The sequence below is a fragment of the Sorangium sp. So ce375 genome (assembly GCF_051473855.1).
Taxonomy (GTDB): Bacteria; Myxococcota_A; Polyangia; order Polyangiales; family Polyangiaceae; genus Sorangium.
In genome coordinates this window covers 4,966,332-4,977,939 of record NZ_CP150335.1, presented here as the reverse complement: position 1 = coordinate 4,977,939, position 11,608 = coordinate 4,966,332, and the positions used below count along the sequence as shown (strand labels likewise).

At 70.4% G+C, this 11,608-nt stretch carries 5 protein-coding genes; 1 reads left to right on the top strand and 4 read right to left on the bottom strand.

Annotated elements, in window-relative coordinates; translation table 11 throughout:
* Positions 1–120: 120 nt before the first annotated feature.
* A complete protein-coding gene (locus WME90_RS18455) occupies positions 121–4,110 on the top strand; it encodes a thrombospondin type 3 repeat-containing protein (RefSeq protein ID WP_437282467.1) in 3,990 nt (1,329 codons plus the stop codon).
* A 354-nt stretch (positions 4,111–4,464) separates the two neighbouring features.
* Here WME90_RS18455 and WME90_RS18450 read toward each other — a convergent pair whose 3' ends face one another.
* The 4 genes from WME90_RS18450 to WME90_RS18435 form a co-directional block, all read right to left on the bottom strand.
* Positions 4,465–6,378 (bottom strand): PEGA domain-containing protein, encoded by a 1,914-nt coding sequence (locus tag WME90_RS18450; RefSeq protein ID WP_437282466.1) that lies wholly within the window; start codon positions 6,376–6,378, stop codon positions 4,465–4,467.
* Positions 6,379–6,414: 36 nt separating this feature from the next.
* On the bottom strand, positions 6,415–8,202 hold the full coding sequence (locus WME90_RS18445) for a serine/threonine protein kinase (protein ID WP_437282465.1): 1,788 nt from the start codon (positions 8,200–8,202) through the stop codon (positions 6,415–6,417).
* Between the two features lie 542 nt (positions 8,203–8,744).
* Positions 8,745–9,419 carry a hypothetical protein gene (locus tag WME90_RS18440; RefSeq protein WP_437282464.1) on the bottom strand — a complete coding sequence of 225 codons (675 nt, stop codon included), beginning with the start codon at positions 9,417–9,419 and terminating at the stop codon, positions 8,745–8,747.
* Between the two features lie 897 nt (positions 9,420–10,316).
* The gene (locus tag WME90_RS18435; protein WP_437282463.1) at positions 10,317–11,600 is read right to left on the bottom strand and encodes an SUMF1/EgtB/PvdO family nonheme iron enzyme; all 1,284 of its coding nucleotides are present in this window, start codon (positions 11,598–11,600) and stop codon (positions 10,317–10,319) included.
* Between the last annotated feature and the right edge of the window lie 8 nt (positions 11,601–11,608).

The following is an 11,608-nucleotide window of genomic DNA, read 5'->3' as shown; positions in this document are numbered from 1 at the left end:
CTGCACGGGTGCCGCCGGGGAATGCTCTCAGGGGGACGTATGCGCGAAGTAGCCGAAAGACCCGGCGCGCTGAAACGGCGCATTCGTCGAATATATTGCCTATTGTTCTTGATGCTGCCTATGTGCCTGCTCTTACCGAAGCAGGCGTGGGCGCAGTCGTGCAGTAATCCTGACGGAGACTGTGACTTTGACGGTGTCCGCAACGGTCGCGACAATTGCCGAAGCAGGTATAATCCAAATCAAGAGGACAGAGACGGCGATCTTATAGGCGATATTTGCGATCCTGACAACGATAACGATGGGGTGAACGACGTAGGCGCGAACGGTGCCCCGCTCGACAATTGCCCCTTTGTGCAAAATGGCCCGCTGGCGCCGACGCCTGCCGATACGTCGGATGACCAACTGGACAGCGACGCCGATGGCATCGGCGATGCCTGCGACAACTGTCCGCTTATCCCGAGCTCGGACCAGAGCGACTTCGATCGCGATGGCGACGGCGACATTTGCGACGAGGACGCCGACAACGATGGCGTCATCGACGACGTGAATCGCAACGGCATCATCGATGAGGGCGACGACAACTGCTGGCTCCTGGCGAACGCCGACCAGGCGGACCTCGACGACGACCTCGAAGGCGACGCCTGCGACGATGACGACGATGACGACGGCGTCATCGACGACGTGAACGGCAACGGCGTCATCGACGCGGGCGACGACAACTGCTGGCGCCTGGCGAACGCCGACCAGACCGACTTCGACCACGACCGGCAAGGCGACGCCTGCGACCCTGACGATGACAACGACGGCGTCATCGACGACGTGAATCGCAACGGCATCATCGATGAGGGCGACGACAACTGCTGGCGCCTCGCGAACGCCGATCAGGCGGACCTCGACGGCGACCTCGAAGGCGATGCTTGCGACGATGACGACGATGACGACGGCGTCATCGACGACGTGAACGGCAACGGCGTCATCGACGCGGGCGACGACAACTGCTGGCGTCTCACGAACGCCGACCAGGCCGACTTCGACCACGACCTGAAAGGCGACGCCTGCGACGACGACGACGACAACGACGGCGTCATCGACGACGTGAACGGCGACGGCGTCATCGACGCGGGCGACGACAACTGCTGGCGTCTGGCGAACGCCGACCAGGCCGACTTCGACCACGACCTGAAAGGCGACGCCTGCGACCTCGACGCCGACAACGACGGCGTCATCGACGACGTGAACGGCAACGGCGTCATCGACGCGGGCGACGACAACTGCTGGCGCCTGGCGAACGCCGACCAGGCCGACTTCGACCACGACCGGCAAGGCGACGCCTGTGACCTCGACGACGATAACGACGGCATCATCGACGACGTGAACGGCAACGGCGTCATCGACGCGGGCGACGACAACTGCTGGCGCCTGGCGAACGCTGACCAGGCCGACTTCGACCACGACCGGCAAGGCGACGCCTGCGACCTCGACGACGACAACGACGGCGTCATCGACGACGTGAACGGCAACGGCGTCATCGACGCGGGCGACGACAACTGCTGGCGCCTGGCGAACGCCGACCAGGCCGACTTCGACCACGACCTGAAGGGCGACGCCTGCGACGACGACGACGACAACGACGGCGACGTCGACGACGTCAACGGCAACGGCGTCATCGACGCGGGCGACGACAACTGCTGGTTCCTGGCGAACGCCGACCAGGCCGACTTCGACCACGACCTGAAGGGCGACGCCTGCGACGACGACGACGACAACGACGGCGACGTCGACGACGTGAACGGCAACGGCGTCATCGACGCGGGCGACGACAACTGCTGGTTCCTGGCGAACGCGAACCAGGCCGACTTCGACCACGACCTGAAGGGCGACGCCTGCGACGACGACGACGACAACGACGGCGACATTGACGACGTGAACGGCAACGGCGTCATCGACGCGGGCGACGACAACTGCTGGTTCCTGGCGAACGCCGACCAGGCCGACTTCGACCACGACCTGAAAGGCGACGCCTGCGACCCCGACGATGACAACGACGGCGACGTCGACGACGTCAACGGCAACGGCGTCATCGACGCGGGCGACGACAACTGCTGGTTCCTGGCGAACGCCGACCAGGCCGACTTCGACCACGACCTGCGGGGCGACGCCTGCGACGACGACGACGACAACGACGGCGACGTCGACGACGTGAACGGCAACGGCGTCATCGACGCGGGCGACGACAACTGCTGGTTCCTGGCGAACGCCGACCAGGCCGACTTCGACCGCGACCTGCAAGGTGATGCCTGCGACGCCGATGACGACAACGACGGCGTGAACGACGTGGACGGGGCAGGCGCTCCGCTCGACAACTGCCACTTCGTGCCCAACGGGCCGCTGAGCCCGAGCTCCCCGCCGTTTGACAACCAGCTCGACACCGATCGCGATGGCCAAGGAAACGCCTGCGACACGGATGACGACGGCGACCACATCGACGACGTGGACGAGGCCGGCGCTCCGCTCGACAACTGCCCCCTGCGGTTCAATCCGCTGCAGGTCGATACCGACGACGATGGGGTCGGAGACGAGTGCGATCGCGACGCGGACAACGACGGCATCGACAACCAGCTGGAGATCTTCTGGACCACGAGCCCGTTCAACGCCGACCACGACGGGGACACGATCCCCGATACGATCGAGGTGTGCCCCAATGGCGTGACCTGCACGGCATGGGACGACGATACGGGCGGCGCACCTGACGGCATCGTCGACGGGCTCCTCATCTGCATCGACGGCGCCGCTGGATCGCGTTGCTACATCGCTGTTGCGGTGGACACCGACGACGACCGTCTGCCCGACAGCCTGAAGGTTTGCGCCGAGGACGATACGCCGTGCTTCCGGCCGAGCGTCGACACGAACCTCGACGGCGTCCCCGACGCAGTCGCAGCGTGCGGAGCGGACGAGTGCCATGAGCTCACGCCGGTCGACACGGATGGCGACACGACGCCAGACGCGTTGACCGCGTGCTCGGGTGCCTGCTACTTCAGCACACCGGTCGATTCGGACACGGACGGTGAGTACGACGCGCGGGATACGGACAGCGACAATGATCACATCGACGATATCGATGAGGCCGGGGACCCGAGCGCGACGCCGTTCCCGGCAGACACGGACCGGATCGAGTCGACCCGGGACAACATCCCCGACTACCGCGACAACGATTCAGACAACGACTCGATCCCGGATGGCAGACTCGATATGACGACCGGGGGCGAGGTGCTCGACAACTGTCGTACGACGCCCAACGTGGATCAGGGCGACATCGACGAGAACGGCATCGGGGACGCGTGCGACGCGGGCGACATCGACCTGGATGGCGTCGAGAACCGCAGCGACAACTGCCTTCGCATCCCCAACCCCCTGCAGGAGAACAACGATCGCGACAGCGCCGGGGACGACTGCGATGAGGATGACGACAACGACGGGGTGAACGACGTCGACGCGAGCGGCGATCCGCTCGATAACTGCCCCTTCGCGCCCAACGGGCCAGCTCTGCCCGCGCCGCCGGCGCCGCGGGACGTCCAGACCGACACCGATCGTGACGGCCAGGGCGACGCCTGCGATACGGATGACGACGGCGATGGGATAGACGACGCGGACGCGAACGGCGACCCGCTCGACAACTGCCGTCTCGTGCAGAACCGCGAGCAGGAGAACGCAGACGGGGATGCGCGAGGCGACGCCTGTGACAACTGCCCTGATGATCGGAACGACGATCAGGCGGACAGCAATGAGAATGGGGTCGGAGACGCCTGCGACTCGACGTCCGCGGAGGGCGGCGGCGGCGCAGGCGGTGGCGGCGGCGCAGGCGGCGCAGGTGGCGATGGCGGATCCGCCGGCGGCCCGGTGGACGCGAGCGGCGGCGGCGGCGCGGCCGGCGGCGACGAAGGCGGCGGCGACGCGTCCGTGCCGAAATTCGAAGGCGGTTGCGATTGCAGGATGAGCAACGGTTCGAGCTCGCGCGCCGGCTGGGGGCTCGGACTCGGGCTCGCGCTGCTCCTGCGGCGCCGCCACAAGCCGCGTGTGGGGCCGGCCAGCCGGACCCCACGCGCGGCCTGAGCGGATCGACGGACCTCCCAAGAACCAGCGGAGCTTGGCACCGGCGTTCCCGCCGGTGCAGCCGCGCCCCGATACACCGGCGTCGAGCGGCGCTCGCTCAGACGGGGAATCCTTGCGTCACAAGGACCAGCGGAGCTTGGCACCGGCGTTCCCGCCGGTGCAGCCGCGCCCCGATACAGCGGCGTCGAGCGGCGCTCGCTCAGACGGGGAATCCTTGCGTCACAAGGACCAGCGGAGCTTGGCACCAGCGTTCGCGCCGGTGCAGCCGCGCCGCCACACGCCGGCGTCGAGCGGCGCTCGCTCACTCAGATGGGGGAAACCCGTCGCAGCGCGCGCCGAGCGCACCGGGGCGCGTCAGAATTCGTGACGCAGGCTCGCCCCAGGCGAGAACATCAAGACGAAGTCCCCCATGAGCGACTCCCGGTCGTAGGTGCCGATCCCGTCGCTCGCCGCCGCCAGCTGGATCGTCCTGTCCCACCTCGGCTTGCTCAGGCCGATCAGGAGCAGGAGCTTCAGGCTTCCGGAGAGCTCCCATCGCTCCCCGAGCCGCAGGCCGAGCCTCACCTCGGGGTCCACGTAGAAGTACGTCGCCGAGGCGAAGTCGACCACCGGGGACGTGTTGAACCACTCCTCGTCGGTCGTCCTGAACCTTCCTGTCCGCTCGTCGCGGACCTCGCCCACGAGCACCCCGGCGCCCAGCCGGAGCAGCGCAGGCAAGTCCTCGCCGAAGTGGTATCCGAACGTCGCGCCGGCCAGGAAGCCGCCCAGGCGGAGCGCGTCGCTCGCCGTGCCGTCGAGCGGCTGCGGGTAGCCGACCGGCCTGAACGTCGCCGAGCGTCCGTCGAGCTGCTGCGTCGCGAACAGCGCGCCGAGCTCGACGCCGACGCCGATCCCCGAGCCGAGCTCGTAGCCCCCGTGGATCATGCCGAGCGCGCCGAGGCCGAGCGAGCTCGAGCAGCCCGAATCGCAGCCGTCCGTGATCTCACCGCCGAGCGTCGGCGCCAGGAGGAACGACGCGCTCGCGTCGAGCGTGATCTTCGGCGGCTTTCGCCAGATCTCCGCGTCCTCGTCGCGCTCGAGCCCCATGTCGAGACTCTGTCGCTGGCCCTTCTGCAGCGTCACCGTGCGCGTCCCGGTGACGAACCCGTCGGCCTTCACGTCGACCCGGTGCGTGCCCGCCTTGACCCGGCCGAGCCATACGCCGTTGCCCACGTTGACCGAGTTGATCCACACGCTCGCGCCGGGCGGCGTCGGGTCGACGCGCAGCGACGCGTCGAGATCCTCGGCGAGCAGCGACAGCGTGGTGAGCTCCTGCGGCTTCACGGGCGCCGCCGTCGGCTGCGTCCCGAGCTTCCCTTGGCCGCGCAGCGTCACCATGTGGTCGCCGACCGACAGCGGACCGAGCCACGGGGTCTGCCCCACGACGACGTTGTCCACGAGCACGTCGACCGTCTTGCCGGCGCGCTCCACCACGCGCAGCCGGCCGGAGCGCGTCAGCCTGCGGAGCTTCGCGTTCACCGTGACCGTCTGGCCGCCGGCGACGTCGACGCGCGTCTCCACCGGCTCGTAGCCCTCCTTGAAGACGCGGACGACGTGCGGGCCCGCCGCCACGCGGATCGGCTTGACGGGCGGGTACTGCCCGCGCTCCTCGCCGCTCACCACGATGGACGCCCCGGGCTCGGCGTTCGTGATGTCGAGCGTCCCCACGAGCGCCCGCAGCTCGGCGATCTCCCGCTGCGCGGCCGCGCGCTCGGCGGCCGACATGGTGAAATCGCGCAGGAAGGTCTCGAACATCTCGAGCGCCTCGTCGTAGCGCTGGAGCTTGCGCAGCGCGATCGCGGCGTTGTTCGTGGCCACGCGCGTCGGGAAGAGCTTGCGCGAGAGGAGGAACTCCGCGAGCGCGGGGCCCCACGCCTCCTGGCGCAGCAGCGTCAACCCCTTCTCGAAGTGGAGCCGCGCTACCTGCCGGTCCGTCTCGGAGACGGGCGCCTCCTCGGCCGGCGCGGCGGCTTCCGTGGCGGGCGCGGCGCCCTCCCTGGGCGGCGCGGCGGTTTCCGCGGCGGGCGCAGCGCCCTCCTTGACCGGCGCGGCGGCGCCCGTGGCCGGCGTGGCGGGCTCCTTGGCCGGCGGCGCCGGCTGCGCGAGCGCCGGTCCGGCGGCGACCGCGACCGCGAGCGCTGCGGAGAGAGCGCGCACCTGCGGCGCCGCGGGGGGGCGCCGCGCCAGGGAGAGAAGACGAGAGCCGCCGCGCCGCGTACGCAGATCCATTCGATCGAGCACCGTACTCAGCCTGTGGTCCTGCTGCTACTTTCCGAACTCTTCGGTGTTGTCGATGATCCCATTCGGGTTCTTCGGCGCGGGGGGCGTTGCAGGCGGCGGTGCGGCGGAGGCGCTCTTCGCTGGCGTCGCCGGACCGCCCTTCGGCGAGAGCTCGACCTTCGGCGGAAACGCGCCGGTGTCGGTCACCACCACCTCGGTCACCGTCTCGCCGCCCCCCTTCTTGAAGACGCGCACCATGTGCCTGCTGCCGGGCAGCCCGGTGATGTCGAGGAGCCCGTTGCGCATCGTCACGCGCTGGCCTTCGACTTCGACCGAGGCGTCGGCGGGCAGGATGACCACCTGAACGCGCTTCGTCTCCTGCTTGACCGCCGCGGCGACCTCTGGCGTCGCAGGCGTCGCGACCGGCGGTGGCGTCGGGGGCGGGGTGGCCGACGCAGTCGGGAGCACCTCGACGACCGCCTTCGCCTCCGGTTGCGCAACGGGCGCCGGCGACGTCCGGCTGATGAAGTACACGCCTACCGCGACGACCGCGGCGGCCAGCGCGGCGCCGACCATGACCGGCATCCGCGACGCGCCGGGCTGCGTGCCGCGGTGCGACTGCGTGAGCGCCCCCGTCGTGGCGGCGCCGGCGTGGTTGCCCGCTGGAACGACCGCGCCCTGCGGCCCGCTCTGGAGCGGCGGAGGCGCGAACGACGGGTATCCTCCGCGGTGCTCCTGCGGAGCCGCGGGGTACCCGCCGCTCTGGTTCGCCGGCGAGAGCGCCGCGTAGGGGCCGCTCTGGTTCGCGGGCGAGAGCGCCGCATACGCACCGCTCTGGTTCGCCGACGAGGCCGCGGCGTACGCGCCGCCCTGGTTCGCGGGCGGCGCGCTCGTCGCGAGCCGCGGCGCGGACTGCCGGTGCATGGCCTCCGGCAGCGGCACGAGCATGCTCTCGTGGATGCCCCAGCCGTACGGAAGGAGCGGCCGGATGGCGCCGAACATCTCCTGCGCGCTCTGGTAGCGCTGCGCTGGATTTTGCACGAGACAGCGGTGCACGATCGCCGCGATCTCCGGCGCCACCCACGGCGCGAAGTCCTGCACCTGCGGCGGAGGATCCGAGCAGATGGCGATGATCAGCTCGCCGAGCGCGGTGATGTGATGGTACGGGGTCCGCCCGGTGAGCAGCTGGTACAGCACCGCCCCGAGCGACCAGATGTCGGTGCGGTGGTCGATTTCCTTCTGGCCGCGCGCCTGCTCGGGCGACATGTAGAGCGGCGAGCCGATCAGGTTCCCGGTGCGCGTCAGATCGGCGCTCTCGGTCTCGTTCGCCCGGTCCATCTTCACCTTGGCGATCCCGAAATCGAGCAGCTTGACGAGGATCTCGCCGGCGTCGCGGCGCGCGAGGAACAGGTTGTGCGGCTTGATGTCGCGGTGGACGACGCTCGCCTCGTGCGCCTTCTGGAGCCCGATGCACGACTGCGCGACGATGCGCAGCGCGAGGTCGGGCGCGAGCGGCCCGGTGCGCTTGATGAGCTCGTGGACGTCCTCGCCCGCGAGGAACTCCATCGCGAGGAACGGCAGGTTCGAGCCGCGATCGACGCCGGCGTCGAGCACCTGGGTGATGTGCTGCGTATCGATCGCGCCCGCAGCGCGCGCCTCGCGCTGGAAGCGGCTCACCACCTTCGGATCGCGGGTGAGATCGGCCGAGCTGATCACCTTCACGGCGCAGCGCCGGCCCGTCCCCGTGTGCTCGGCCTCATAGACCGAGCCCATGGCGCCCTCGCCGAGAAGCTTGCGAATCTGATATTTGCCGTCGATGATCGTGCCGATCACAGCGTTAGCGCCACTCTAAGGGATCGCTCACGGCGTAGCAACGCCCGTGAAGGCGCGGCAGATGCCGCCGGCGCGGCCTGGCTGGATTCAGGTGCGATCTCGCGGGCCGCGCCGTGTTCCCCCGGGCGGTCCGCCTTGTTTTGCCCCGTCTCGTCGCGTTTCGCCAGGTTCCCCGCGCGCATCCCGCGCTGGCACGGCAGCGAGGTGCCGTCCCCGCTGCCCGGCGACCCGCGCTGGCGGCGACGACCTCACCTCACATGGGTCGCCCCCGCCGGCGCGGGCCCGGTCGTCATCGTCGCCTCCGCTCGAGCGCTGCCGTCACGCCCCCGCCGTCCGCTGGCCGCCGGGGTGGTGGGCCCCAGGCGGCGCTGGCGGAGATCGCCCAGGAGAGCGGCGACGATGGGCCGACCCGAGATCGGCCATCAAGCCCGAGCGATTCACGCTCTCCCGTAGCGGCCTGCGCGCGGCGCCGGGCTGGTTTCCTCCGAGCCCCGCGCCGTCTCCGCGGCCAGCGCGAGCAGCCGAGGCAAGAGGCCCCGTTATTACCAGCCGAGCCCGTTGCCGCCGCCGCAGCAGCCCCCCCCGCCACCGCAGGCGCCGCCCGCGAACCCGCCATTATTGCAGGGGCCCGCGAACCCGGCATTGCAGGCGCCCCCCCCGAACCCGCTGCAAGGGCCGCCCACGAACCCGTTGCAAGGGCCGCACGGTCGGTGGCAGCAGGGGTTGGGCGGGAACGGGCAGCAGTCGGGAATGAACGCGGTATTGCACGTGGTGCAACTCGAGATGATCGCGGCAGGCACGCCGAAACCACCGAAGCCACCGAAGCCACCCAAGCCACCCAAGCCGCCGAACGGCACGCCGCCGCCGAACGGCACACCGCCGACGCCCGGCACGCCGCCGACACCCGGCACGCCCCCGGGCCCCTGGCCGACCGGCCCCTGGCCGACGGGCCCCTGCCCCAGCTGGCCGACCGGAGCCTGAATGCCGACCGGCGCCTGGCCGAGGTCCACGGGGCCCTGCACGCCGACCGGCCCCGGATAGCCGCCCCTCGTCGATGCGTCAGCCTCGAGCGCCTCGGCGGTCGAGTCGACCAGCTCGACGTCGTCCACGCCGGCCTCATCGAGATCGGCGTCGTTCGCCGCGTCGACGGCGCAGCCCGTGCCCAGCGCCGCCATCACCATCGCGAGCCCCAGCACCTTGCCATGAATCGAGAGCATGTGTTGTCCTCCTCAATATCCCGTGATGGCCGGAAGGTCCGAGCCACCTTGGGCTCATCGAAGAGCAGGCTGTGTGCCTCAGCCCTCGTGTGCAGACACTGCCGCTGAGAGAGCGCGTCACCGGCCTCGCCGCATCCGCAAAAAGGCATTCTCTGGATCGACGCCGGCTTTGGTTTTCCGGGTTCTTGACGCGGAGACCGGCGGGACGGCCCACGATCGGAGGGAGTATCGCCCGCGGGCTGCGCGCTCCATGCTGGAGATGGCGAACTCAACGCCTCAGCGGCGTGCGCCGCGCGCCGCGAGCCGCGCCTCCCTCGCGGGCTTTCGAGCAGATCACCTGCGCTCCCGCCCGCACCGCGGCCGTCGTGAACGAGCGCCGTCGAGGCCCGATCGAGCGCCGCTGACGACGGCGCGCGGCGCCTCCCCGCCCCCCCGTCTGACCCGGCCGCAACCCGCCGGCGACGTCAGGCCCCTGCGCCTGACGTGCTCAGACTGCGCCGTTTGTGCATCAACGGAGGCACGACACGAATCGATCGACTCGGGCCGTAACCGTCTGCCTCCGCCATCGTGACTTCGCGGCGGGCGCTCGAAACGCGCCGCATCGGCGAGATCGTGCGCCTATGAACCACCGAATGCGCACACGTGGGATCATGTGGTCAAATCTATGTGACGAGCCCCCGACGCTCTTCTACGCACGTCGTATGCGCATCGGGCGGCCCAGCCGCGACCGATGAACTGGTGGATTTTTCGCCGGAGGGCGCATGCGCCGATCGAGCGAGACGGAAGGGACCGACGCGCGCGCCGCGGGCCGCGCTGGAGGCGAGCGTCGCGCCGTGCTCCGGCCGCCACGGCGGGTCGCACACCTGAACGTCGCCCCCCTCGTCGATCTCCTTATCTCTATCTCTGCGCGCCTCCGTCGCCCTGGCGGTCGGCGCCCTCCTCTCGCGAGGCGCCGTCTGGCGACGCGATGTCCTTGCAGCAGCGGAATCCAAGGTGGTAGTTCGCGTGGCTGCCCTTGCTCATGAGCCGCGTCGCGTGCCAGTCGGGGGCGCGAAAGCGGCAGTCGTCGGCGTGGACCTCCATCGACGAGAACGCGAACCAGCTGCCCTTCATCTCGGTGAAGCCCCGATCGCCGTGCCGCGCGAGCTCCTCGGGCAGGATGGGCAGGCTCATGTGCTCGGCCACGTTCCCGTGCAGATCGAAGACACCGAAGCTGCTCCGGCACGCGGGGAACGCGCCGGTCGGATACGTGTTGGAGCCGCAGCGGTCCCACCCTCCGCCTGGACACCCCGGCGTACGCCAGCTCTCCGTCCCGCAGAGCGCGTGGTTCTTCGTGGGACCGTAGCTCCACACCTTCTCGCGCAGGAGGTTGTGATGCCAGCTCGCCTCGTTCCGGGGCCGCGCCCACTCGTACTCGACGTCCGGATCACGGAGGGCGCCGGCGCACGCCCCCTCCCACTCGTGCGCATCGCAGATCCGCTTCCCGATCGCCCTGCACAGGAGCGCCGCCTCGCGCGCCCTGACGTGCACCACGGGGTACTCGCAGGGCACGTTCGGGAACTCCAGCTGATCCATGCACACGGGGGCGTCCGCCGCGGTCTGACCGCGCGTGGGATCGAAGAGCGGCACCATCCCCGGCGCGCCGCAGGCCGGCTCGCGCGCCGGCGCGACGCCCGAGAGCGCTCGAATGCGGCGGCACTCCGATCGCGACATCGGGTGGCGCGTCAGCGCTGGATTGCCCTGGCCGAGCACCGGCGACTCCGCGAAGATCGCCTCGACCCGCCGCATCACCTCGTCGGGGAGCGCGAGCTCCCGCCGCATCCGCGAGAACAGCCGGAGGCGCTGCTCGTCCAGCGTGGCGGGCTCGGTGTCCTCGTCATCTGGCGTGAGCGTCACGCGCTCCGGCGGCGCTCCCCCCGCGCGCTCCGGCAGCGCGTCCGTGACGAGGGGCGCCGCGCTGCGCGCCGCTGGCGGGGGCGCCCCCGTCCACACGGCCACGGCCGAGCTGGTCCACACGGCCGCTCCCGCGCCGGCCGCGCCCGCGACGACGAGGACCGCGGCCCTGCGGCGCCGGCGCGCAGGCGCCGCGCGCGCGCCGGTCGAGAGCGCCGGCAGGGGGTCGCTCGACGTGGTCGATCGCAGGGCGCAGGCCGGCTGTATCGGCGTCTCGGGGCAGGACATCGGCGCGC

What these genes read in the sequence shown, in the direction of transcription:
- WME90_RS18440 (WP_437282464.1), bottom strand. Translation starts at nt 9,419, where the DNA reads ATGCTCTCGATTCATGGCAAGGTGCTGGGGCTCGCGATGGTGATGGCG.
- WME90_RS18450 (WP_437282466.1), bottom strand. Translation starts at nt 6,378, where the DNA reads ATGGATCTGCGTACGCGGCGCGGCGGCTCTCGTCTTCTCTCCCTGGCG.
- WME90_RS18435 (WP_437282463.1), bottom strand. Translation starts at nt 11,600, where the DNA reads ATGTCCTGCCCCGAGACGCCGATACAGCCGGCCTGCGCCCTGCGATCG.
- WME90_RS18455 (WP_437282467.1), top strand. Translation starts at nt 121, where the DNA reads ATGTGCCTGCTCTTACCGAAGCAGGCGTGGGCGCAGTCGTGCAGTAAT.